This window comes from Oceanobacillus bengalensis, from assembly GCF_003628445.1.
Taxonomy (GTDB): Bacteria; Bacillota; Bacilli; order Bacillales; family Amphibacillaceae; genus Oceanobacillus; species Oceanobacillus bengalensis.
The window spans coordinates 22,171-47,672 of record NZ_RBZO01000003.1 but is presented as its reverse complement, the minus strand read 5'-3'; the positions used below and the strand labels follow the sequence as shown (position 1 = coordinate 47,672).

At 35.6% G+C, this 25,502-nt stretch carries 25 protein-coding genes and 1 other annotated feature; all 25 genes read left to right on the top strand.

Annotated elements, in window-relative coordinates; genetic code table 11:
- Positions 1-16: 16 nt before the first annotated feature.
- The 25 genes from D8M05_RS02940 to D8M05_RS02820 all read left to right on the top strand — a co-directional run bounded on the left by D8M05_RS02940 (position 17) and on the right by D8M05_RS02820 (position 25,496).
- Positions 17-784 (top strand): 16S rRNA (uracil(1498)-N(3))-methyltransferase, encoded by a 768-nt coding sequence (locus tag D8M05_RS02940; RefSeq protein ID WP_121128480.1) that lies wholly within the window; start codon positions 17-19, stop codon positions 782-784.
- 356 nt (positions 785-1,140) lie between these two features.
- Positions 1,141-1,317, top strand: a complete 177-nt coding sequence (gene rpsU, locus D8M05_RS02935) for a 30S ribosomal protein S21 (RefSeq protein WP_010650937.1) — start codon at positions 1,141-1,143, stop codon at positions 1,315-1,317.
- A gap of 16 nt (positions 1,318-1,333) precedes the next feature.
- Positions 1,334-1,780 (top strand): GatB/YqeY domain-containing protein, encoded by a 447-nt coding sequence (locus D8M05_RS02930; RefSeq protein WP_121128478.1) that lies wholly within the window; start codon positions 1,334-1,336, stop codon positions 1,778-1,780.
- A 292-nt stretch (positions 1,781-2,072) separates the two neighbouring features.
- Positions 2,073-3,410, top strand: coding sequence for an NfeD family protein (locus tag D8M05_RS02925; protein WP_121128476.1), 1,338 nt, complete (start codon positions 2,073-2,075; stop codon positions 3,408-3,410).
- Positions 3,411-3,431: 21 nt separating this feature from the next.
- Entirely contained in the window at positions 3,432-4,424 is a 993-nt protein-coding gene (gene floA, locus D8M05_RS02920) for a flotillin-like protein FloA (protein WP_121128474.1), read from the top strand.
- A gap of 32 nt (positions 4,425-4,456) precedes the next feature.
- A complete protein-coding gene (locus D8M05_RS02915) occupies positions 4,457-4,963 on the top strand; it encodes a hypothetical protein (RefSeq protein WP_121128472.1) in 507 nt (168 codons plus the stop codon).
- Between the two features lie 350 nt (positions 4,964-5,313).
- Positions 5,314-5,595: a sporulation protein YqfC gene (yqfC, locus tag D8M05_RS02910; RefSeq protein WP_121128470.1), complete on the top strand. Its 282-nt coding sequence runs from the start codon at positions 5,314-5,316 to the stop codon at positions 5,593-5,595.
- A gap of 19 nt (positions 5,596-5,614) precedes the next feature.
- On the top strand, positions 5,615-6,835 hold the full coding sequence (gene yqfD / locus D8M05_RS02905; RefSeq protein WP_121128468.1) for a sporulation protein YqfD: 1,221 nt from the start codon (positions 5,615-5,617) through the stop codon (positions 6,833-6,835).
- 2 nt (positions 6,836-6,837) lie between these two features.
- The gene (locus D8M05_RS02900; protein WP_121128466.1) at positions 6,838-7,797 is read left to right on the top strand and encodes a PhoH family protein; all 960 of its coding nucleotides are present in this window, start codon (positions 6,838-6,840) and stop codon (positions 7,795-7,797) included.
- An 83-nt stretch (positions 7,798-7,880) separates the two neighbouring features.
- Positions 7,881-10,013 (top strand): HD family phosphohydrolase, encoded by a 2,133-nt coding sequence (locus D8M05_RS02895; protein ID WP_121128464.1) that lies wholly within the window; start codon positions 7,881-7,883, stop codon positions 10,011-10,013.
- Entirely contained in the window at positions 10,014-10,478 is a 465-nt protein-coding gene (ybeY, locus tag D8M05_RS02890) for an rRNA maturation RNase YbeY (protein ID WP_121128462.1), read from the top strand.
- The gene (locus D8M05_RS02885) at positions 10,468-10,830 is read left to right on the top strand and encodes a diacylglycerol kinase family protein (RefSeq protein WP_245985166.1); all 363 of its coding nucleotides are present in this window, start codon (positions 10,468-10,470) and stop codon (positions 10,828-10,830) included. Before ybeY ends, D8M05_RS02885 begins: the two co-directional genes overlap by 11 nt.
- A gap of 430 nt (positions 10,831-11,260) precedes the next feature.
- Positions 11,261-12,163: a GTPase Era gene (gene era / locus D8M05_RS02880; protein ID WP_121128457.1), complete on the top strand. Its 903-nt coding sequence runs from the start codon at positions 11,261-11,263 to the stop codon at positions 12,161-12,163.
- A 97-nt stretch (positions 12,164-12,260) separates the two neighbouring features.
- Positions 12,261-12,404, top strand: coding sequence for a YqzL family protein (locus D8M05_RS02875; RefSeq protein WP_121128455.1), 144 nt, complete (start codon positions 12,261-12,263; stop codon positions 12,402-12,404).
- Between the two features lie 97 nt (positions 12,405-12,501).
- A complete protein-coding gene (gene recO, locus D8M05_RS02870) occupies positions 12,502-13,245 on the top strand; it encodes a DNA repair protein RecO (protein WP_121128453.1) in 744 nt (247 codons plus the stop codon).
- A gap of 59 nt (positions 13,246-13,304) precedes the next feature.
- Positions 13,305-13,474 (top strand) — a binding site (T-box leader).
- A gap of 325 nt (positions 13,475-13,799) precedes the next feature.
- Positions 13,800-13,970 (top strand): hypothetical protein, encoded by a 171-nt coding sequence (locus D8M05_RS02865; RefSeq protein WP_245985165.1) that lies wholly within the window; start codon positions 13,800-13,802, stop codon positions 13,968-13,970.
- A 15-nt stretch (positions 13,971-13,985) separates the two neighbouring features.
- Positions 13,986-14,864: a glycine--tRNA ligase subunit alpha gene (gene glyQ / locus D8M05_RS02860; protein ID WP_121128448.1), complete on the top strand. Its 879-nt coding sequence runs from the start codon at positions 13,986-13,988 to the stop codon at positions 14,862-14,864.
- Position 14,865: 1 nt separating this feature from the next.
- Positions 14,866-16,950, top strand: a complete 2,085-nt coding sequence (gene glyS / locus D8M05_RS02855; protein ID WP_121128447.1) for a glycine--tRNA ligase subunit beta — start codon at positions 14,866-14,868, stop codon at positions 16,948-16,950.
- 130 nt (positions 16,951-17,080) lie between these two features.
- Entirely contained in the window at positions 17,081-17,710 is a 630-nt protein-coding gene (gene ccpN, locus D8M05_RS02850) for a transcriptional regulator CcpN (RefSeq protein WP_121128445.1), read from the top strand.
- Between the two features lie 30 nt (positions 17,711-17,740).
- Entirely contained in the window at positions 17,741-18,553 is an 813-nt protein-coding gene (locus tag D8M05_RS02845) for a pyruvate, water dikinase regulatory protein (protein WP_121128443.1), read from the top strand.
- A gap of 424 nt (positions 18,554-18,977) precedes the next feature.
- The gene (gene dnaG, locus D8M05_RS02840) at positions 18,978-20,792 is read left to right on the top strand and encodes a DNA primase (RefSeq protein WP_121128441.1); all 1,815 of its coding nucleotides are present in this window, start codon (positions 18,978-18,980) and stop codon (positions 20,790-20,792) included.
- A 29-nt stretch (positions 20,793-20,821) separates the two neighbouring features.
- Complete coding sequence (gene rpoD, locus D8M05_RS02835) at positions 20,822-21,937, top strand: RNA polymerase sigma factor RpoD (protein ID WP_121128439.1); 1,116 nt, start codon at positions 20,822-20,824, stop codon at positions 21,935-21,937.
- Positions 21,938-22,660: 723 nt separating this feature from the next.
- Positions 22,661-23,023 carry a cytochrome c550 gene (gene cccA, locus D8M05_RS02830; RefSeq protein WP_121128437.1) on the top strand — a complete coding sequence of 121 codons (363 nt, stop codon included), beginning with the start codon at positions 22,661-22,663 and terminating at the stop codon, positions 23,021-23,023.
- 648 nt (positions 23,024-23,671) lie between these two features.
- The gene (locus D8M05_RS02825; RefSeq protein ID WP_121128435.1) at positions 23,672-24,385 is read left to right on the top strand and encodes a tRNA (adenine(22)-N(1))-methyltransferase; all 714 of its coding nucleotides are present in this window, start codon (positions 23,672-23,674) and stop codon (positions 24,383-24,385) included.
- The gene (locus tag D8M05_RS02820; RefSeq protein ID WP_121128433.1) at positions 24,378-25,496 is read left to right on the top strand and encodes a Nif3-like dinuclear metal center hexameric protein; all 1,119 of its coding nucleotides are present in this window, start codon (positions 24,378-24,380) and stop codon (positions 25,494-25,496) included. The genes D8M05_RS02825 and D8M05_RS02820 overlap by 8 nt, the downstream gene beginning before the upstream one ends.
- Positions 25,497-25,502 lie beyond the last annotated feature (6 nt).

Here is a 25,502-nt window from a genome sequence, read left to right as displayed (position 1 = left end):
AAAGTAGGTGCGTGTTTTGCAACGATACTTTATACCGACAGATGCATGGAGTGAACTGAACGTTACTATTCAAGGTGAAGATGTTCACCACATGATTAAAGTTATGCGATTTAAAGTTGGAGATAAAATAATTTGTAATAATGACCAATCTAATGCAGCATTATGTGAAATTGTGGATATTCAAGCAACAAAAGTTGAAGCAAAAATCTTAGACTGGCTAGATGAAACAGTTGAACTTCCTGTCCAGGTAACAATTGCCCAAGGGATTCCAAAAGGAGACAAATTTGATTATGTATTGCAAAAAGGAACAGAACTTGGAGCAGCTAAATTTATACCTTTTAAATCGGATAGGTCTGTTGTCGTGTGGGATAATAAAAAGGTCGATAAGAAATTAATTCGATTCAAAAAAATTGTAAAAGAAGCAAGTGAACAAAGTCATCGAAATCAAATCCCAGAAGTTCTATCACCAATGGATCTCAGGGATTTGATTCAGTTTAGTTCGTCTTACGATATAAGAATTTTTGCTTATGAAGAAGAAGCAAAAACGGACTACTACCAATCATTTGGAGAAGTTTTAAATAATACAAATAAAAATGATAGCCTGTTAATAATTATTGGGCCTGAAGGTGGCTTTTCTAATTCAGAGGCTGAACAATTAAAGCAAAATGCCTTTCACCCTGTGCGCCTAGGTCCTAGAATTCTTCGGACTGAAACTGCTGCTATCTATGCATTAGCAAGCATCTCCTATCATTTTGAAGAATCCATAACATCATCAGATGTATAGGAAAGCTAATGTGTGAATCGAGACCTGGAAAATATATTGACCATACCTTACTTAAACCGGTAACAACGAAAGCTCAAATTACGCAAACGGTTAGTGGAGTCAAAAGAGCATGCATCTGTAGGGGTTAATCTATACTTGGTGTAACGTCTGGTAGCGCTATTATTAGTGGAAGCAAAGGAACAAGCGATTAATAATATCTGTTTGCTGATGTAAAAGCAACTGAATCTAAGTTAGTTTTCATTAAATAATCAGTTGACCAATTTCTAGTATTATATTATACTTTATAAAGGCATGTGAAAGGTCTTTACATATGCCCGTATAATTTTGTTTTATGCTTCGGAGGGAGGGAAATTAGCATGTCAAATACAACTCGCGTTCGTAAAAACGAGTCTCTTGAAGATGCTCTTCGTCGCTTTAAACGTAGTGTATCAAAAAGTGGTACCCTACAGGAATATCGCAAGCGTGAACACTATGAAAAACCTAGTGTTAAACGTAAGAAGAAATCTGAAGCTGCTAGAAAGCGTAAATTCTAAAGAAGGTGCTTAGAGCATGTCACTACTAGAAACTTTAAACCAAGATATGAAGCAAGCGATGAAGAACAAAGATAAAGAATCTCTAAGTGTCATTCGCATGATTAAAGCTTCCATACAGAATGAATCAATTAAACTTGGAAAAGATACCCTTTCAGAAGATGAAGAGTTAACGATTCTGTCTAGAGAGGTCAAACAAAGAAAAGATTCCCTCCAAGAATTCAAATCAGCTGGTCGCGAAGATCTTGTTAATAAAGTAGAGACTGAATTGTCTATTGTCAAAAAGTACATGCCTGAACAGTTATCGAAAGAAGAACTTTCAAAAATCGTTCAGGAAACGATTCAGGATGTTAATGCTACTTCGAAAAAAGATATGGGTAAAGTTATGAGTGCTGTTATGCCAAAAGTAAAAGGGAAGGCAGACGGTTCTCAAATAAAAGAAGTTGTTTTACAACTATTAAATTAATTTTAAAGAAAAGATTCTTGACCTACACGGTTGAGAATCTTTTCTTTTTTAATAGCGATTTATTCGATTGTATTCCTGAAAAATTTAATTTTTATAATATCCCCTTAGATTTTTTCTTGTTATGTATATATATTTTTTTAGGTGGGGAGTATATCAATAAATTTTCTTTTGCCATGCTGGATGTGGTAGTATCAAGTTAGAGAGTTTTGTTTCCTGAGAGTTTTTAGCAAAGTGAAACCTTTTCCAAGAGAAATCCGTAAGTAAAATAAAGGATATAAGGGGGTGATAAAATTTGCAGTGGAGAAAACGTACATTATTCTACATAACTTTCATCGGATTTCTTCTTTTGATCCCTTTTATTCATATTGAAGATGTAGAAACGCATGCTGAAGATGGTAGTGGTAATTTAGTTTACGTTATTCCAGTTGAAAGAGAAGTTGAACGAGGTCTTGAAGCCTTTTTAAAAAGGTCCTCCGAGGAGGCTATAGAGTCTGGAGCTGATCACATCATTTTTGAAATTGACACTCCAGGTGGAAGAGTAGATTCAGCAGGTCAAATCGCTACTCTCTTACAAAGCTTGGAAGTTCCAACTACTTCGTTTATTATTAATGAAGCATTATCAGCAGGTTCTTATATTGCGCTAAACACAGATAATATTTATTTTGTACCTCACGCAACGATGGGTGCTAGTGGCGTTATCAATGGAGATGGGACAGCAGCTGATGAGAAAGCACAGTCAGCTTGGATAGAGAAAATGAGTTCTGCTGCACAGTCTAATGGTAGAGATCCACTTTATGCTATTGCGATGGCGGATGCAAGTATTGATTTGCCTGAATATGGGGCTCCTGAAGGGAAATTTCTAACCCTTGGGCCAAATGATGCGGTTGAAGTAGGATATGCAGAAGGAATTGTTGATGATCGTGTAGAATTATTGCATGAATTGGGTTTATCTAATGCCACAGTTGTCGAAACAGAGCCATCCCTAGCCGAAGAAGTTGCTAGATTCCTGACAAATCCAGTCGTATATTCCATTCTCCTTTCTGTTGCTAGTCTCGGGTTAATTGTGGAACTTTATTCTCCAGGGTTTGGTGTACCAGGAATAATGGGGCTTACAGCACTAATATTATTTTTCTATGGACATATTGTTGCAGGACTTGCTGGTATGGAAGCAATAATTCTACTTGTACTAGGAGTCATACTTATTATTGCGGAATTCTTTGTTCCTGGTGGTATTGTTGGTCTATTGGGTATTGGGGCCATTATTGGGTCCTTGCTCATGTCAGGGTATGATATTGGACAAATGACGCTAAGTATTAGTATTGCCTTTGTTGTTGCAGTGATCGCCAGTATCGTATTATTTAAGAGAATAGGCTTGGATAAGGGAGTTTTTAGGCACATCATCTTAAAGGATAGCACGAAGACTGAATTAGGTTATGTATCTGCTGTAAATCGCTTAGAATTAATCGGATTAGAAGGGACGGCAATTACGCCGCTTAGACCATCAGGCACTGGAGAATTCGATAAGGAACGAATTGACGTCATTTCTGAAGGAACTTTTATTGACAAAGACTCGCCGATTAAAGTTGTTAAGGTAGAAGGAGTGCGCGTCGTTGTAAGGGAATTAAAATAAGTATAATTGGAGGAAATTTATATGGATATGGAGTTTTTATTACCCGTGATCATTATCGGGGTTATCTTAATTGCGGTAGCAATATTGTTCACATTTATTCCTGTAGCACTATGGATTAGTGCCCTAGCGGCAGGAGTTAAAGTTAGTATATTTACATTAATTGGTATGCGTTTACGTCGAGTTGTTCCAAACCGTGTAATTAGCCCATTAATTAAAGCACATAAGGCTGGACTTAATGTATCGACAAATCAACTGGAAAGTCATTATTTAGCAGGTGGTAATGTTGATCGCGTTGTAAATGCGTTAATTGCTGCACATCGTGCGAACATCGAATTAACATTTGAAAGGGCAGCAGCGATTGATTTAGCTGGGCGTGATGTTTTAGAAGCTGTACAAATGAGTGTAAATCCAAAAGTAATCGAAACACCATTTATTGCTGGTATTGCGATTGATGGGATCGAAGTAAAAGCAAAAGCAAGAATAACAGTTAGAGCAAACATTGATCGTTTAGTCGGTGGTGCTGGTGAGGAAACAATCATTGCCCGTGTTGGTGAGGGTGTTGTTAGTACAATTGGTAGTTCCGAGACCCACGCAAAAGTGTTAGAAAATCCTGATATGATTTCTCATACAGTTTTAGCAAAAGGACTAGATGCAGGAACGGCATTTGAAATTCTGTCGATTGATATTGCGGATGTTGATATCGGTAAAAACATTGGTGCTATCTTACAAACGGATCAAGCAGAAGCAGACAAGAACATTGCACAAGCGAAAGCAGAAGAACGTCGTGCGATGGCTGTAGCGCAAGAACAGGAAATGGTCGCCCGTGTTCAGGAAATGCGTGCGAAGGTTGTGGAAGCGGAAGCAGATGTACCATTGGCACTTGCTGAAGCATTACGATCAGGTAAAATGGGAGTCATGGACTATTTAAATTACCAAAATATTAATGCAGATACTGACATGCGTGATACGATTGGTAAATTAACTAAAGACAATGATGAACATGATAAGGATTAATTTTACACATTTAATTGAAAAGGAGGGGTTGGATGGAGTGGATTTTTGATAATTTTTTCATCATTTTAGTCATTCTTTCTGGAATCTTCGGTTTGTTTGGCAAAAAGGAAGAGGAGAAGAAAGAGAAAAAAACGAATCAACCAAGACCTACTCCAACTCCTTCTGGTGGGTACCAAACGAGTAAAAGAAGTCAAACTCCTGTTGAACGAAAACAACCAACGGTTACGCTATCTGTGGACGAACAGAAGAAGGAACAATTGGATCGGTTGGCTGGTCAATTAAAAACAAAATCCATTCATTCCTTTGAAGACATCAGTCAGCAAAGAATGAAAGATAGTAGTCATTATGCATTTGACAATCGTTCTATTCATAATCCTGTTGAACAGTTATCACGTGACCAAGTGAAGCTGAAGGAGGAAATAAGTAATAATCTGAGCAAAAAAGGTTTAATACAAGGAATTATTATGGCAGAGGTACTAGGTCCACCTCGTGCAACTAAACCATATCGTAGTGTTATTGAAGAAAGAAAAATAAAATAATAAACAAACACCCCCCCACAATGACGCATTTGTAGTCATTGTGGGGGTTTTTAATTTTTACAGGTTAATTTTTTCCTCAAAAGATATAAATTGCGGCCTAAGGAAAGGGTTTTCCTCTATCATCCTGTTCCAGAAAGCGAAGTATTCTGCTGCTCATTACAGTCATAAGAGTGTGCGAGAGCTTTACAGAGTGTTAATTTTCGTTACTCAACAATTTTATATTAATTACGAGCCAAATCAAACGGCACATCCCCCTTTATTATTTTTTTATCTTTCACCAACAGATTTTCCTAGTCAGTTCTTATCTAATTATTCCTTTCATAATATGAATATGAGAGGGGGATGCATACGTGAAAAAGTTCAGGCAGCATGTAAGATCCTTATTAATAAATTCTTTTGCACTTCCTTCTGATGTGATCCTTGAATTGCCCCGCATTACAATTATAGGTCAAATCCATGTTTATATTGAAAATCATCAAGGATTAGCAACATATTCAGAAAAGGAACTTAAATTAAAAATTAATAAAGGCTACGTCCAAATAATTGGAAAAGAATTTGTTTTGAAAATGATGTTACCAGAAGAGATTTTACTAGAAGGTACAATCTCTGATATTAAATTTATTCCAGAATAGATACATATAGGAGGAGGAAATGAGACAAGTACAAGGAACTTACTTAACAGGATATGTTACCATTTCAGTGAAAGGCACCAAACCAGAAATGTTCTTTCAAAGATGCACGAGTCACGGTATTACGGTTTGGAATATAAGAAAAATAGCAGAAGACACTTGTGAGGGGAACATTAAGGTAGCTGATATACGCACGGCAAGAAAATTAATTAGAGGGTCAAAATATAAATTATACTTTATTGATAAAAAAGGCTACCCTTTTCTTTTTAAGCGTTTTATGAATCGAAAACCTTTGTTAATAAGCCTAATATTAAGTTTCTTACTTGTTATTTTTTTATCAAATATAATATGGGATGTAAAAATAACAGGTGTACCAAAAGATATTGAAGAAAAGATTAGTAAACAATTAACAAATTATGGTATTCATAAGGGGGCTTGGATTCTTTCACTCGACTCACCAAATACGATACAGCAAAAACTAGTTAAAGATGTTCCAGAGTTGCTGTGGGTCGGTGTGAATCAAAAAGGGACAACTTATTACCTTGAAGGAGTCGAAAAATTAATTGTTAAAGAAGAGGAACCGAACCAACCGAGAAATTTAATTGCAACAAAAAAAGGCGTTATTCAAAACATGTATGTTGCAAAGGGACTTCCAATGGTAAAAGTAAATGATTATGTTGAACCTGGTGATCTATTAGTTTCTGGTGCGCTTAAAGTAGCAGAAAATAATGAAGAAGATGACGAAAAAGAGGACAAGCAGTTTGATATCGTTCCAGCAGAAGGGGAAATAAGAGCAAAAACATGGTATGAAGTAGATGTTACCATTCCACTTGAATATAACTATGAAGAGCTAACAGGTAATAAAGAGAAAAAATATTATGTACAAATTGCAGGTCTTAATGTGCCAGTATGGGGATTTGGTAAGCCAACATTTGAAAATGTTCATTATGAAATAATAGAGAAGCCTATTCATTTCTTTAAATGGGAAATGCCAATAAAAATAGTGGACAATATACTGAGTGAAAAGAAATATTATCAGGATGAAAGAACAAGAGAGGAAGCTGTACAGATTGGTATTGAACAAGCAAAATCGGAACTTCTTTTACGATTAGGTCCAGATGCAAAAATATTGTCAGAAAAAGTTTTGCACGAAAGTATAGAAGATGGTAAAGTTAGAATGACTATATACATTACTGCTGAGGAAAATATTGTAGAGATACAACCTATAAATCAAGGAGACTGATTATGCCTGAGAACTTAACAGAGATTGACTTACATTTATCTAATCCAAATGATGCATTAGCTTTATTCGGTGCAAATGATAGGCATCTAAAAATACTTGAAAAACAATTAAATGTCTCTATTGTAACTAGAGGGGAGTTAGTTCGTGTATCAGGTAAAGAACAGGAAATTTCTCTGGTACAGGAAATCTTAGTAACACTTTTAACTGTAATTAAAAAAGGGATCGTCATTTCGGAGCGAGATATTGTATACGCTGTAGATTTAGCTAAAAAGGGAAAGATAAACCAATTAGAAACACTATTTGAGGATGAAATAACGAAAAACGTAAAAGGAAAATCCATTCGTGTAAAAACACTTGGACAAAAAAAATATATTAATGCGATTAAAGCAAACGACCTCGTCTTTGGAATCGGACCCGCTGGTACTGGAAAAACGTATCTTGCTGTGGTAATGGCGGTTCATGCATTAAAAAATGGATCAGTAAAGCGTATCATCCTAACAAGACCTGCTGTTGAAGCTGGAGAAAGTCTAGGATTTTTACCTGGGGATTTAAAAGAGAAAGTAGATCCGTACTTAAGGCCGTTATACGATGCCCTACATGACGTTTTAGGTGCAGAACATACACTTCGTTTAATTGAACGAGAAACGATTGAGATAGCGCCTCTTGCATATATGCGTGGTCGTACGTTAGATGATGCATTTGTAATTCTTGATGAAGCACAGAATACTACCTCTGCCCAAATGAAAATGTTTCTTACACGCTTAGGATTTGGGTCGAAGATGGTTATTACTGGTGATATTACACAAATCGATTTACCCAAAGGTGTAACAAGTGGACTCCAAGTAGCAGAGCAGTTGCTTACTAATGTAGATGGGATTTCTCACATCCATCTAAGCCAAACAGACGTCGTCAGACATCCACTGGTACAAAAAATAATTGAAGCATACGATACAAGTAATTAATGAAGAACATTATAGAAATAGGACCCTAATAGATATGTTGGGTCTTATTTCTATATCATCTGTCTAAAAAAGGAGGGATACGAATGAAGAAGAAAAAGATGCAATCGTTATTTAAAAAAAGAGATAGTTGGCTGTTAATCCTTCTTTCTACCATTTTTGTTGGAATCTTCATATTTTTACTCACTTTTAATAATGTACATACAAAAACATACAATATTGATCGATTTAGTATGGCAACAGAAACAATTCGTTCTCCAATCACCATTGAAAACGAACAAGAAACGGAAAGGAAAACGAGAGAAACCGTTCAATCCGTTGTTGACCGATATAATATTAATAATGAAATTACACAGGAACAGATTAATTACATAAATGAAATTTTTGAGGCGATTTCAACTGTTGAGGAGGAAGCCAATGTTGAAAGGGAAAAGGAAGATGATGACATCGTTTCTCCTTTTACTGAAGAAGCGATTGTCGAGCGTCTAAAAAATATCTTATCAGAAAATATTGTTGCGTCCGTAAAGAATCAAACCTTGATTCAGTTAATTAATATCCCTAAGGAGGACCGGGAAGCTGGACGTACAGTATTGATTGAAGCTGTAGAAGAAACACTGAATAACGGGGTTAGGACGGAAAACATCCAAACAGCAATTGCTAATGTGAATGAGGCCATCAAATTTGCTACATTAGATGAGGACTTTAAATCCCCATTACAGGATTTAAGTCATTTTGCAGTTGTGGAAAATTCATTTTTTGATGTAGAAGAGACGAGTGAAGCAAGAAAAGAGGCGGCTAGTGGTGTTGCACCTGTAATGATTCGTGCTGGAGAGGTTATCGTAAGAGAAGGCCAGACAATAACGAATGAAATATATAATCGGCTCGAATTGGTGGGCGTGCTTGATAATGAGGGAAATATTTATCCTCTCCTTGGATTGGGTTTCTTAATCATCTTAATATGCTTGTTTATGGCATTAGAACTGAATACGGTGAAAAGAAAAAATAACCTTGACACAAGGAAGCTTATTACGATTGTTTCTGTTACGATATTGAGTGTCTCTTTAATGAAGATTGTTAGCTTGTTTGCAACGGATGAAAGCAAGCTGTATTTCATCGTGCCAATTGCGACGGGTGCATTGCTATTAAAACTGTTAATACATGAGAGGTTAGCGTTTATTTTTGCTATACTTTTCTCTATTCTAGGTAGTATAATCTTCAATGGGGAAATAGCTGGTGCGTTAAATTCTGAAGCTGGTACGTATTTTCTTTTTTCGCAATTTGCTAGTATTTTCTTTTTAACGAATGTAAAAGATAGAACGGCTATATTAAAGACTGGTATTGGAATAACTGTTATAAATATTGTTACGGTACTATTATTTCTATTGCTATCCTTTGAAAAATATGCCTTTGTTGACTTATTAATTTACTCTAGTTTTGCTTTTGCATCTGCATTTCTTTCTGCTGTTTTAGCAATAGGTTTGTTACCTTTCTTTGAAACAGGTTTAGGGATATTGTCGGATACAAAGTTACTTCAACTGTCTAATCCGAATCAGCCTTTATTAAAGAAAATTTTAACAGAAGCACCAGGTACATACCATCATTCTGTTATGGTAGCTAATTTAAGTGAGACAGCTTGTGAGTCTATCGGTGCTAATGGCCTTTTGGCACGAGTTGGTGCTTATTACCATGATATTGGGAAGACGGTTAAGCCACATTATTTTATAGAAAATCAATTATCAATACGCAATCCACATGATTTCATCGATCCAAAGGAGAGTGCGAAGATCATTATTAATCATCCTTATGATGGAGCAGAACTCTTGAAGAAACATAAAATGCCAAAGGAAATCATTGATATTGCTAAACAGCATCACGGCTCAACTTTACTAAAATACTTTTATTATAAAGAGAAGGAAAATAATGTAAATGTTAAAGAATCTGATTTTAGGTATCCAGGTCCTAAACCACAGACAAGTGAAGCGGCCATTATTTGCATCTGTGACAGTGTTGAAGCAGCAGTGCGTTCTCTTAAAGAGCCTACAGAGGAAAAAATTGAAGAAATTGTTGCATCAATCATTAGTGACAGAATGACTGATGGTCAACTAGATGAAAGTCCATTAACCTTAAAAGAGTTAAAACGAATTCAGAGAACAATCTGTGAGACGCTAAAAGGAATCTTTCATTCGCGTATACAGTACCCTGCAAAGGAGGAAAAATAAATGAATATTGATTTTCAAGATAATACAAATAAAGTCGCTGCAGCTGATATTGATTTGCTAGAACGTTTGCTACAATTTGCTGCGGAAAGAGAGAATGTTCCAAGTGAAGCGGAAGTGTCGGTGAATTTTGTTACGAATGAAGAAATTAGAGAGATTAACAAAAATTATAGACAAAAAGATACCCCAACGGATGTTATTTCATTTGCCATGCAGGAGTCTGTTGATGGAGAGATGGAAATCATCGGTGAGGATCTCCCAGTAACACTTGGTGATATCATTATATCTATTGATAAAACAATTGAACAGGCTGAAGAATATAACCATTCTTTTCAAAGAGAATTAGGTTTCCTTTCTGTACATGGATTACTCCATTTATTAGGATATGATCATATGGAAAAGGACGAAGAGAAGGTAATGTTCACAAAACAAGAAGAAATACTAGGTGAATTTGGTCTTGAAAGGTAAGAAAAGGCGTATTGGTTTCATACACGCTTGGAATGGACTTGAACAGGTCTTTAAAACGGAACTTAATTTTCGTATCCATCTTTTCGCTGCGCTATTTGTTTTTATCGCTGGACTTATTGTTAAGTTGTCAACATTGGAATGGGCTATTATTGTTTTAGTTGTCGGTCAAGTTCTGGTAACAGAAGTGATAAACAGTGTGATGGAAAGAATGGTTGATTATTTTAAACCTGAAATACATCCTCAAGCAAAATTTATCAAGGATGTTGCGGCAGGAGCGGTGCTTGTAGCTGCAATAACTGCCGTAATTATTGGTCTTATCATTTTCATACCAAAAATTTATCACCTCTTTTGATAAGAGGCTGGGACATAACTAAAGTGTTTACTCTAAAGATGAACAGTGCACTAATCTAGTGTAGGAAATATACGTAGTTTTCACGTGCCTGGATGAGGCGCCGTAGTAAAGTACTTCGCTGAGTGAACTTCCCTCGCTCGGAGAAACTACACTGTGAAGCATTACTAGGAGATGTGGGAGCACCAAGCAAGAAGGCGGCTCTCATCAGCCCCCACGTGGAAAGTGAAGTATATTTCTCGAGCAGTCTATATGTTTTAATCATGTTCGGATTTTAATTGAGTAAAAACTCTTTTGTCGCAGCCTCTTTTGTATTCGTACTTTTACGTACAAAAATAAGTACATTTTTAGAGCTTTTGTCGAATACGTGAAAAGTATTACCAAAATGTAGTATGATAATAATTAAGGAAATATCGCATCGGAGGATAATTACATGGAAAACAATTATAAATCAGGATTTATAGCAATTATTGGCAGACCAAATGTAGGTAAATCTACTTTTCTAAATAGGGTAATCGGACAAAAAATTGCAATTATGAGTGATAAACCGCAAACAACTAGAAATAAAATTCAAGGTGTTTTAACAATGGATGATGCACAAATGATTTTTATTGATACGCCAGGAATCCATAAACCAAAACATCGACTAGGTGACTTTATGATGAAAGTTGCTGAAAATACATTAAATGAAGTAGATGCGATTCTTTTTATGATTAATGCAAAAGAAGGCTATGGGAAAGGTGATCAGTATATACTTGATCGGCTTAAGCTTGTAAATAGTCCAGTCTTTTTAATTATTAATAAGATAGATTTAATTCACCCAGAAGACGTACTAAACTTAATTACACAGTATAAGGATAAAGGGAATTTTGAAGAAATTATTCCTATCTCTGCTCTAGAAGGAAATAATGTATTACACCTCTTAGATATACTAAAAGGTCATTTACCTGAAGGACCACAATACTATCCAAAGGACCAAGTAACGGATCACCCAGAAAGATTCATTATTACAGAGTTAATTAGAGAAAAGGTTCTAGAACTAACAAGAGAAGAAATACCACATTCAATAGCCGTCGTTATGGAGAATCTCGAAAAGCGAGATAACGACACAATCTTTATTCAAGCAACAATTGTAACAGAAAGGAAAACCCAAAAGGGGATCCTTATCGGTAAACAAGGGACAATGCTGAAAAATATCGGAAAGAGCGCCCGAAAAGATATTGAAGCATTATTAGGCTCTAAAGTGTATCTTGAATTATGGGTGAAAGTTAAGAAAGATTGGAGAAATAAACAAAGTCAATTATTTGAATACGGATTTAGAAACGATGAGTATTAATTTGTAAACATGGTAAATTTTTATACTAATTTAATACTCCATTATGGTCAAGCTAAGATAAAGTTACATTATTAAATCAGGGAAAGGTGGGTTTTTCATGATCGACCTTACATGGAAACTTTTTAGTCAAACAGGCAACATTGAAACCTATTTGTTATATAAAGAGTTGGAACATGAAACAAGACAAGGGGAGTATAGGAAGGAAAGCATTGAAGAGTCAACAATAGAAACAAACCTATAATGTAACTTAGACCTTAAGCACCTAGTGATTAAAATGGGGAATTAAATTAGATTGTATGTTAGTTTTTCATCTGTATGGATAAGAAAGGTGAAGCTATGTGCTTGAAAAAGTTGATGGAATTGTAATGAGAACGAAGGATTATGGCGAAACACACAAACTTGTAACTCTCTTTAGTAAAAAACAAGGTAAATTCACCGCCCTAGCTAGAGGTGCGAAAAAACCTAAAAGTAGAATGGCTGCTGTAACGCAGCCGTTCATTTACGCACAATTCTTTGTCTATCTAAATAAAGGATTAAGTACGATCCAGCAGGGAGAAATGATTGAATCATATCGTTTCATACGTGAAGATATTGTCAAAACCGCTTACGCAGCATATATTATGGAATTAACAGACAAAATAATGGAAGATAAATCTCCAGATGCAACTGTTTATGATCAGTTACTGAAAACATTGGACTGGATTTCGAATAATGAAGACTCGGATATTCCAGTTATGATGTATGAAATGAAATTATTTAAAAAAGGTGGATTTGCTCCTACTGTTCATTGTTGTGCGAGTTGCGGTAGTAAAGAAGCACCATATGCTTTTTCGATTGCAGAGGGTGGGCTACTTTGCAGGCGTTGTATGCACCAAGACCAAAATGGCGTTCATTTACCTAATTCTCTTTCTAAATTACTGTATGTTTTTTCCGAAGTAGGATTAGAAAGAGTAGGAACAATATCAATAAAGGAAGAAAACAAGAAGATCCTTCGTAATACATTAGATGCATATTATGATCGTTATGGTGGTTATTTTCTTAAATCTAGAAAGTTTTTAAATCAACTTCATCTGCTAAAATAGAATTTTATTGACAGATTGTGCTAGATGCAGTATCATTTGTACATAATTTATTACATAAGAATAATGCGTTGAGGGAAAGGAGTACCTACTCTATTCTTGTTATAGCGAGTCCAGGATGGTGGAAGCTGGATATAGGAGTAGTAGGGAAGGGCATTCCTGAGCAATATAATAAAGTGGCTTTGTTTTCTAAAGCAAGTAGGGTGGAACCGCGGTAAAAACCGTCCCTATGTCTATCACTAGACATAGGGACGGTTTTTTATTTTAAATTAGGCTCGTTACAAAAAATTGTTGCTTTTGACACAATAGATATAAAACGCGACGTAACCTGTGAAACAGCATACACTACCGTTCCAGCAATACACTTCGCTTTCCGCGGGCGGCTGGTGAGCCTTCTTCGTGCTAACGCACTACGCAGTCTCACCTAGGCCTATCCTCCCGCAGGAGTCTACGTGTATTGCCTCCACTAGGTTTGTGCTATTCAACTTTGTAATCTTATTACTGCTAATATAATATTGATTGTAGCGGAGGGCAGTCGACTCCTGCGGGAAAAGCACGTGTCCGAAGACCAGGAAGAAGCGTCTTTTGCTTCTGAGGGGGCTGAGGCCGTGCCCGCGGAAAGCGTACTGCCCGCAGCGGAAATCAACGAGCTCTACATCGCAGTTTATATCAACTACGAGGCCAAAGAAACAACAAACAATACGAAAAGAACTTTATTTTTAAATTAAAATGGAGGTAGAACAATGAATATACAAGAAATGATCTTAACGCTTCAAAACTATTGGTCAGATCAAAAATGTCTGCTTGTTCAAGCATATGATGTGGAAAAGGGTGCTGGGACAATGTCTCCAATGACGTTGCTTCGCAGTTTAGGACCTGAACCATGGAATGTTGCTTATGTGGAACCATCCAGACGTCCAGACGACGGAAGATACGGTGAAAACCCAAACCGTCTATACCAGCATCATCAGTTTCAAGTAATTATGAAACCATCACCAGACAATATCCAAGAGCTTTATTTAGACTCATTAAAAAAATTGGGGATTGATCCTTTAGAGCATGATATTCGTTTCGTAGAGGATAACTGGGAAAACCCTACATTAGGTGCTGCTGGATTAGGTTGGGAAGTATGGCTTGATGGAATGGAAATTACCCAATTTACGTATTTTCAGCAAATCGGCGGTCTTGAAGCAAATCCAGTAACAGTAGAATTAACATATGGAATTGAACGACTAGCATCCTATATCCAGGATAAAGAAAATGTATTTGAACTAGCATGGAATGAAGATTTTACCTATCGTGATATATTTTATCAGCCTGAATATGAACACTCTAAATATACTTTTGAGGAATCAAATACAGATATGCTTTTCGAATTATTCTCCATGTATGAAGGAGAGGCAAAACGTGCAATGGAAAAAGGCCTCGTATTTCCTGCTTATGACTATGTCCTGAAATGTTCACATACATTCAATTTACTTGACGCAAAAGGGGTAATCTCTGTAACAGAACGTACGGGATATATAGGGAGAATTCGTAATTTAGCAAGAAAAATTGCAAAAACCTATGTTGCAGAAAGAGAAAGGCTTGGATTCCCAATGCTGAAGAAGGAGGAGAAGTAAAATGTCTAAAAACGTCTTATTTGAAATCGGCTTAGAAGAATTGCCCGCACGTTTTGTGGATCAGGCTGAGCAACAATTACTAGAAAATACCAAGAAATGGCTACAAGAATTACGAATTTCGTTTGACAATGTACGTTCTTTTTCGACGCCAAGAAGATTAGCCGTTTTAATAATGGGTGTTGCTGAAGTTCAAACAACAATTGAAGAAGAAGCGAAGGGGCCTGCAGAAAAGATCGCGAAGGATGAAAGTGGCAATTGGACCAAGGCTGCGATTGGTTTTACAAAAGGTCAAGGAAAAACCGTTGATGACATTTATACAAAAGAACTAAATGGTATGTCATACATCTTTGTAAAAAAACATATTGAAGGCAAGCCAACAAATGAATTATTGCCTTCCTTCAATAAGGTAATTGAATCTATTCAGTTTGGAAAAAATATGCGTTGGTCTACAGAAACCTTACGATATGCACGACCGATTCGTTGGATTGTTGCTTTATTTGAAGAAGAAGTGATCCCTTTTGAAGTTGCATCTGTGAAAACAGGTAATACAACATTTGGACATCGATTTTTAGGTGACAAAATTCAACTAACAAATCCAGTAGAGTACCAGTCGAAAATGAAAAGTCAGTATGTCATTGTCGACTCTAAGGAACGCGAAAGCTTAATATTAGAAGGTATAAAGGAACTAGAAGCCAAAGAAGATATTGTTATCCCTGTTGAAAATGACCTGTTAAATGAAGTTCGAAATTTAGTAGAATATCCAACTGTATTTGTCGGTTCATTTGAGGAGAAATATTTAAAATTGCCATCTGAAGTGTTGATTACATCGATGAAGGAGCATCAACGCTATTTCCCAGTTAAGACAAAAAAAGGTGAGTTATTGCCTGCATTCGTAGCTGTTCGGAATGGAGATAACAATAATATCAACACGGTTGCTAAAGGTAACGAAAAAGTACTTCGTGCGCGTCTTGCTGATGCAGAATTCTTTTACAATGAAGACAAGAAACAGAGTATTGATTACTATCTAGAAAAACTTGAACGTGTTATTTTCCAAGAAAAACTAGGAACATATGCGGAAAAGGTAAAACGAGTTGTATCTATAACTAAATCACTAACATCGATGTTATCGCTTGATAAGGATGCGACTAGAGACGCTATTAGGGCTGCTGAAATTTCTAAATTTGATCAAATGACGAATATGGTAGGTGAATTTACTGAGCTTCAAGGTGTCATAGGTGAACATTATGCGATCCATTTTGGAGAAAATGAAGTAGTAGCAGGAGCAATTCGTGAACATTATTTACCAAGGCAAGCAAATGGTAATTTACCTGAAACAATTGTTGGAACAATTGTAAGTATTGCAGATAAATTAGATACCATTGTGGGTTGTATCTCCATTGGTCTTGTTCCTACTGGTTCTGGAGATCCTTATGGATTACGGCGCCAAGCAACAGGGATTTTACGAATGCTAAAAGATAGCAGGTGGGATATTTCGTTAGAAGCAATTCTAAATGTGGCGACGAAATTATATCGTTCCGTTGATATAGAACAAGAGGATTGGGTGACGGTAACGAATAATTTACATGAATTTTTCCAATTACGTGCAATGTACTTGTTAAAAGAAATAGAAGTTGAACAAGACATTATTCATGCGGTCTTGGATAAACAAATTGGCGTATTCGAATACACGGAGAAAAAAGCGCAAATTTTATCAGAAAAAAGAAATGATGAAGCCTTTAAACCGGTACAAGAAGCTTTTGTACGTATATTGAATTTAGCTAGTAAAGCAGAAAGCACTGAAGTTAATCCTGCTTACTTTGAAACAGCGTCTGAAAAAGCGTTATTCGAACAGTATCAAGCTAACGTCCTGCCTTATCGTCAGGCAAATCAAAATAAGGATGCTACCCTTGCAATTGCAACTCTAAGTGAACTGGCAGAGCCGATTCACGCATTCTTTGACAATAATATGGTAATGGCGGATGATGAAAAGATTAGAAATAACAGGTTGGCATTGGTAAAGAATGTCGCGTTACTTATTAATGAATTTGCTAATTTAACTTTAATTGAATGGAAGCAGCATAACTAAAATATTGTATTGGTTATACTATTGTTCTTAAGAAAATAATGAACAATAGTATAACGTAATTTCCCTTTTCGATTTAAATGGTATATAATAATATTTTAAATAGTGTGTCATATAGCAAGGCGGTGAAAAGGTGAAACTATCAGATAGACAAGAAAAAATTATTGATATCGTAAAAGAAAATGGCCCAATAACTGGTGAACATATTGCTGATAAGTTGAATTTAACAAGAGCTACATTGAGACCAGACTTAGCAATATTAACAATGGCAGGTTTTTTAGAAGCAAGACCTCGTGTTGGATATTTCTTTACAGGTAAAACAGGGTCCGAATTAATTTCAGATAAAATTAAAACATTTCAAGTTCATGAATTTCAACAAATTCCAATCATAGTCAAAGAAGATGTCTCTGTTTATGATGCTATCTCTGCAATGTTCTTAGAAGATGTTGGAACGCTATTCGTTGTTAACGATAAGTCTTGCTTATCTGGGGTGTTATCTCGAAAGGATTTGCTTCGGGCAAGTATTGGCCAACAGGATTTAAACGCGATTGCTGTACATATCATTATGACTAGAATGCCAAATATCACAGTTTGCAGGAAAGATGATTTATTATTAGACGCTGCGCAACGATTGATCACAAAACAAATCGATGCACTTCCTGTTGTTAAGGATACGGAAGATGGTTTAGTCGTTACAGGAAGAATTACAAAAACTACAATAACAAAGGCATTTGTTGAACTCGGAATTGATAGTCATATATAATAAGCATTCAGGTGGAGGTGTATTTTCATTATGACCGAACGTTATGTTTATATTCTATCTGATTCAGTAGGTGAAACAGCTGAATTAGTAATAAAAGCGGGGTTAAGTCAGTTTAATGGTGTTGGTTATAAAATAAACCGTATTCCATATGTAGAAGATAAAGAAACAATCGATGAGTCTTTACAACTTGCTAAAGAAAAGGCCGGAATTATTGGCTTTACATTAGTGGATCCTGATTTACGTCAATATTTGAATGAACAAGCTAAAGAATTTGGTATTGAAGCAATTGATATTATGGGACCGATGATTGCTTCCATGGAAAGTGTATTTAAGAAAGCGCCAAGGCTTGAAGCGGGTCTTGTTCACAAATTAGATGAAGATTACTTTAAACGAGTAGAAGCAATTGAATTTGCTGTCAAATATGATGATGGAAGAGATCCAAGAGGGATTGCAAGAGCAGATATTATCCTTGTGGGTGTTTCTAGGACTTCCAAGACACCGTTATCTCAATATTTGGCACATAAGAGAATTAAAGTTGCAAACGTACCGATTGTCCCTGAAGTTGATCCACCTGAAGAATTATTTGAGGTTGATCCTAATAAGTGTATTGGATTAAGAATTAAACCTGAAAAGTTGAATGAAATAAGAAAAGAGCGATTAAAGGCATTAGGACTTGGAGATCAAGCAACCTATGCTAACTTAGATAGAATTCTACAGGAACTTGATTATTTCAATAAAGTTGTGGACAGAATAGGTTGTAAAGTAATTGATGTATCGAATAAGGCAGTTGAAGAAACAGCAAATGTTATTTTGCAAATGATTCATACGAATATGAACGAATAAAGAAAAACATTCTACTTTATGATAGGTAGAATGTTTTCTTGTTGGAATAGCCGATTAAGGCCTTTCCTAAAAAATATTCATTTTTTATTGAAGGAAATAAGGATTTATAATGGTATTTTTAATTAGAATGTATTATAATAATAATTTGTGTAAAGATATATAATAAATAAAGGCAGACTAGAACATATTCTGAAAAATAAAACATTCGTAATTTAGAAGGAATCTAAAGAACTTTTGTAGAATATACATTATAGCTATTCTATAAGTATTATTTATTATATGGTAATTCAATCTAATATGCAAACCCGCCTTCTAGACACATTCAAGGAAAAGAATGAAATTTTTTTCGAATTCGGAGAAAAAATTGTCGAAATGTGAAGGAATTTCTTAAATTATAACGAATATTAATAGTATGGTGGTTAGAATGGCCAATCAAATACCTGAAGAGGTAATTGAAGAAGTAAGAAAAGCCAATGATATTGTTGACGTTATTGGTGAGTTTGTTCAATTAAAGAAACAAGGAAGAAACTATTTTGGACTTTGTCCGTTCCATGGTGAGAAAAGCCCATCTTTTTCTGTTACACAAGAGAAACAGATATTTCACTGCTTTGGATGTGGTAAGGGTGGGAATGTAGTCACTTTTGTCATGGAAATGGAAAATTACTCGTTTTTCGAAGCTATGAAATTTTTAGCGGATAGAAGTGGTATCGGGCTTCCAGAAGCTAATACTGACCATCAGTCACCTGCTTCAAAGGAAAATCAGAATGTCCTTGCTGCCTACGAGTGGCTTACGAAGCTATATCACCACCTTATCAGGTATACAAAGGATGGAAAAGAAGGTTACCAGTACTTAAAAGATAGGGGTTTAAATGATGAGGTAATTGATGAATTCCAATTAGGTTTTGCGCCAAATTCAAAAGATTTCACAGCAGAATTTCTAAAGAAAAAGGGATTTCATCAAGCTTTACTAGTTAAAGCGGGTTTACTTTCTTTGCAAAATGACAATAGTGTAACTGACCGATTCCGTGGCAGAGTAATCTTCCCTATTCGGAATCATATAGGAAAAACCATTGCCTTTGGTGGCAGATCTATTACAGGTCTTGAGCCGAAATATTTGAACAGTGCTGAAAGTGAGCTGTTTCAAAAAGGGAAGCTACTTTTTAATTTTGATTTGGCAAAAAGACATATTCGTAAGGAAAATGAAGTAGTATTATTTGAAGGATATATGGATGTGATTTCGGCATATCAAGTGGGTATCAAAAATGTCATTGCAACAATGGGTACGTCACTGACCGAAATGCAAGCAAAGTTGTTGAAGCGATATGTTGATACAGTAATTATTTGTTATGACGGAGATCGCGCAGGTCTTGACGCAACCTATAAAGCAGCAAATATACTTCAAAATGCTGGTTGCAACGTAAAAGTTGCCAATTTGCAAGATAATTTAGATCCAGATAGTTATATTAAAGCGTATGGTGGAGAGGCTTTTAAGAACGAAATCATTAAGTTAAGTGATACGTATATGAGTTTTTACATGCGGTACGTAAAAAAAGATTATAATTTAAGTCTGGAAGCCGATCGCTTAAACTATATAGATGTCATTCTTAAAGAGTTAGCAAGTGTTGAAAGTTCCATCGAGCGAGAATTTTATCTGAAGGAAATCGAAAAGGAATATAATGTAAGCCTTGAATCATTATCCGAGGAACTACGAGTACTTAGAGAAAAACAAGGATCTTTAAGGGATAGTACTCCTAAGAACAGTAATACTAATAGAGCAATCCCAAAACGTAAAAATAAGCAATTATTACCAGCTTATCAGAATGCGGAAAGAAAACTTCTATCTTATATGTTACAGGATTCACTTATAACAGAGAAAGTCCAAGAGGAATTAGGAGCAGGCTTTAATATCGATGCTCATAAAATAATTGCAACATACTTATTTGCCTTTTATGAAGAGGGAAAGGATCCTGATGTTAGTTTGTTTTTAGAAAAGTTGAATGACGAAGAATTAAAACAACTTGTATCAGAAATTGCAATGTTGCCAACAATGGAAGAAATAAGTGACAAAGAAATAAATGATTACGTTCGAATCATTCAATCATACAGTAATGTTTATGGCAGAATTAAGTCACTAAAAGAAGAACAGCGACTTGCTGAGCAACAAAACAACCCAATTAAAGCAGCGCAAATACTAGTGCAAATTATTGAGATACAAAAGCAGTTGAAACGGTCAAATTAGCAATTATAATTTTGGAAGGAGGGGAACTCATGGCTAAAAAAGAACAAGCAAGTACGAAGGAAACCGAAATCACTCTTGAACATGCGAAAGAGAAATTAGTTGAAATGGGCAAGAAAAGAGGGACCTTAGCATATGAGGAAATAGCTGATGGTTTGTCAAATTTTGATATTGATTCACATCAAATGGATGAGTTCTATGAGTACCTAGAAGAACAAGGTGTAGAAGTGCTTGGAGAGTCAGAGGACGACCCTAAAATGAAAGAAATCGAAAAGGAAGAAGAGTTTAATTTAAAAGATTTAAGTGTTCCTCTAGGTATTAAGATTAATGATCCTGTTCGGATGTACTTGAAAGAAATTGGCCGTGTGAATTTGTTGTCAGCTACTGAAGAGATTGAACTTGCTAGTCGTATTGAAGAAGGCGATGAGGAAGCAAAACGTCGTCTAGCTGAAGCGAATTTACGATTAGTTGTTAGCATAGCAAAACGCTATGTAGGTCGTGGAATGCTTTTCTTAGATCTTATTCAAGAAGGAAACATGGGGCTTATTAAAGCTGTTGAAAAATTTGATTATCGTAAAGGTTTCAAATTTAGTACGTATGCTACTTGGTGGATTCGTCAAGCTATCACGAGAGCAATTGCAGACCAGGCAAGAACGATTCGAATTCCAGTTCATATGGTAGAAACAATCAATAAGCTTATTCGTGTTCAACGTTCCCTTCTGCAAGATTTAGGTAGAGAACCTTCTCCAGAGGAAATTGGTGAAGAAATGGAGTTGCCTCCTGAAAAAGTGCGAGAGATTCTGAAGATTGCTCAAGAACCTGTCTCACTTGAAACACCAATCGGTGAGGAAGACGACTCACACTTAGGTGACTTTATTGAAGATTCTGAAGCTGTATCTCCTTCAGATCATGCCGCGTATGAGTTACTTAAAGAACAGTTGGAAGATGTACTAGACACGCTAACAGACAGGGAAGAGAATGTACTACGCTTACGATTTGGACTTGATGACGGTCGTACAAGAACACTTGAAGAAGTTGGAAAAGTTTTCGGTGTAACTCGAGAACGCATTAGACAAATTGAAGCAAAAGCACTTCGTAAATTAAGACACCCAAGTCGTAGTAAACGGTTGAAAGACTTTTTGGATTAATGTTAAAGTCATTGAGAGCAGTGTATGTGATCAATGACTCTTAGTCCTTTTATCATTTGCTTGGTTTAGAGGTGAACAGCCCTGTTAGAAAATGAACGTACACAAATAATAGTTAAAGAAATTGTTTTTTGGAAAGAGCATCATTTACTACCAGATAAATATTGTGATTTTCTACTAGCACTTTACACAAAAGGTGAAGAAAACGGAAGTGAGTCAGCAAAAGTTCAACTTCCAAAATGGAATATTATCTTACAAACGATATTAGTTTTATTATTGTTACCGTTTTCTTTTCTTGTGATTTATTTTACGAAATTTCCAGCCATTTTGCAACTAGGGATATTAATTCTTTTTATTGGATATTCCGTAAGTAGTTATATATATCTAAAGAAAAAGACACAAAAATTTTATCATTTGGCCCTTGTTGTATCATTATTTCTCGTTTTTTTATTAAGTCTTTTTGTTAGTCAACAGTACATATATAGTGATTTTTTTCTGTATCTTATTATCTTTTTTAATTTTTTTCTATGGTTCGTTTTCGGCCGTAAATTTAAGTTGAAATATTTAATTTATAGTAGTGTTATCGGAATTATTTTTTCCATTTTTTACATTGTTTTATAAAATTTCACAGCTTTATTCTTTAAAGTCAATTGATTTTCGAGTAAACTATATATATTCTAGTATATAGAAAAATATTTAGGGGATTACATAAGGAGGAAACAGAAGATGAAAAACCCAGTTATACCATATGCAATTATTGCTGTAATAGGGGTACTAGCAGTTATTATCATCTCTTATGTAGGTGCTGATCAACGTGAAGCACTACAAAATGAAGAAGAAGGCGGAACAGAAGTTGCTGAAGGAGAAGTATCAACAGATCCTGAAGCAGTATTCTCTAATAATTGTGCAGCATGTCATGGTGCTGATTTATCTGGTGGTATGGGTCCTGATTTAACAACCATTGGATCAAAATATTCTTCAGATGAAATCGTAAGTATTATTCAAAATGGTCAAGGTGGTATGCCTGCTGTACAAATGCCTGCTGAAGAAGCTAGTCTACTAGCTGATTGGTTAAGTGAAAAACAATAAATAGGTACTATCTTAAGCTTTCTGCTATAAACAGAAAGCTTTTCTTTTTCAGATGATTGTAACTGACACAATGCTTTGGTTTTTATGATAAGCTTTTAAGATATGGCTCTTTCTAAAGGGTTGTTGATTTTTCTTAGATATACGCTTAGACGTAAAAGATATAAACTACGGACTTATTTGAATTCAAACAATTAAGCTCTCGCTCACACTTATGATTGGTTTATATCGTCATTCACTGCGGCAGAATACTTCGCTTTCCGCGAGCACGGCACGAGCCCCCTCGTGACGCCAAGAACGCTTCTGAGGTGTCTTCGGACCGTGCTTTTTCCGTAGGACAAGGAATACTTCGACAGCGATACATCTTCGTGAGAAAATTGGTCTGTATTTTCGAGTAGTCTATGCATTCTGCCTACGCTATGATAGTCGATCAAATTATTTTGAGGTTATAAACCATGAAATAACGTTTAAGATAATTGTTCTATCTTAAACAAAAGCATATTTCTAATTTGTAGAGAAGTAGAGCAGGATAATAGCAAAGTGTGTTTCCGGAACGGTGTGATTTAGCATATCCTTTTAAATTACTATACATTTTATATTAAAAGCAATAATTAATACGAAAACAGCCTAAGATATATAGAGGAGAGTAAAATGGGAAATTCAGTAAAACTATCTAATCGATTGTTACAGGTTGCCACATACTTATCAAAAGGGGGCTATTTTGCGGATATTGGCTCTGACCATGCTTATTTGCCTTGTTATGTTTGCTTGCAGGATAAGACTGCGAAAGCAATTGCGGGTGAAGTCAATGAAGGACCTTATCAGAGTGCCCTACGTACAGTGAAATCATATGGGTTAAACGACCGGGTTGAGGTTAGGCTTGGAGATGGTCTAGCTGTAATTGATAATGATGAGAAAGTAGATCATATTGTTATTGCTGGTATGGGTGGTTCATTAATAAAATCGATTTTAGAAGACGGGAAGGCGCAACTTAAAAATGTAAAGCGAATTATTGCACAGCCTAATGTTGATGCTAGAGGTGTTAGGAGATGGTTTAATGATAACCATTTTGTTATTACAAATGAATCAATTATAGAGGAAAATGGTCATATTTATGAGGTAGTTGTTGCTGACCTGGAAACAAAGTTAAATCCTTTAAAACAACTAACAGAAAAGCAATTATTATTTGGTCCTTTATTATTAGAAAATAGAACAGATGTCTTTTATAAAAAGTGGAAACATGAATATGACAAATTAGAACAAGTAATAAATCAAATGAAGAATGCACAAGGACAAGACTTGGATAAAATTGAAAAATTTGAACTAGAAAAATTATGGATAAAGGAGGTCTTAAGGGGTGAATAAACAATTATTACATTCAGATGTATTTCAACTTATTGAAAAGTGGGCACCGAAAAAGTTGGCATATGAGTGGGACAATGTAGGGTTACAGGTTGGATCCTATAATAAAGTTGTTAAAAAAATTATGATTACATTAGATGTGTTAGAATCAGTTGTAGATGAAGCGATTCGAGAAGGGGTGAATTTAATTATTGCGCATCATCCCTTGCTGTTTAAATCGCTAAAGCAATTAAATGCGGATACTCCTCAAGGGCGTATAATCAGTAAATTGATTCAACATGATATAACGGTTTATGCAGCACATACAAATTTAGATATTGCAAATGGTGGCGTAAATGATATACTTTGTAATTTGTTAGGAATAAAAGATACGAGCGTACTTGTCGAATCCGAGTCTAAGAACTTGTATAAGATAGCTGTATATGTTCCAAAGACACATACTAAAATTGTTCAAGATGTTCTATCTGAAAATGGAGCAGGTCATATTGGTAACTATAGCCATTGTTCTTTTCAAACGGAAGGGAAAAGGGCGTTCAAACCGCTAGAAGGAACCAACCCACATATAGGTACGAGGCACGAGTTAGCACATGTAGATGAAGTTCGAATAGAAACAATTGTAAAAGAAGAAAACTTAAATGATGCGATTAGTAAAATGATAGAGAAACATCCATACGAAGAACCAGCATATGACATTTTTCCACTTAAGAATAAAGGGGAAAAAATGGGTGTTGGAAGAATTGGAAGTTTGGCGAGCTCTACTACACTTATTGATTTATGTGAACATGTTAAAAACAGAACAGAAATGAATCATGTACGTGTAACTGGTGACTTAGAAAAAACGGTAAAAAAAGTTGCCGTATTGGGTGGTAGCGGTGAAAAATATATTCATCTTGCAAAACGAAAAGGGGCAGATGTTTATATAACGGGAGATATGTCCTTTCATGTTGCGCAAGACGCATGGGCAGCTGGATTAGCAGTAATAGACGCTGGGCATTATATAGAAAAGGTAATGAAAGAAGCTACAAAGTCCTATTTAGATACGATGTTAAAAGATAAGGCGACGATAGAAGTAGTAACATCGAAAATGAATACAGACCCCTTTCAATTTATTTAACAAAGG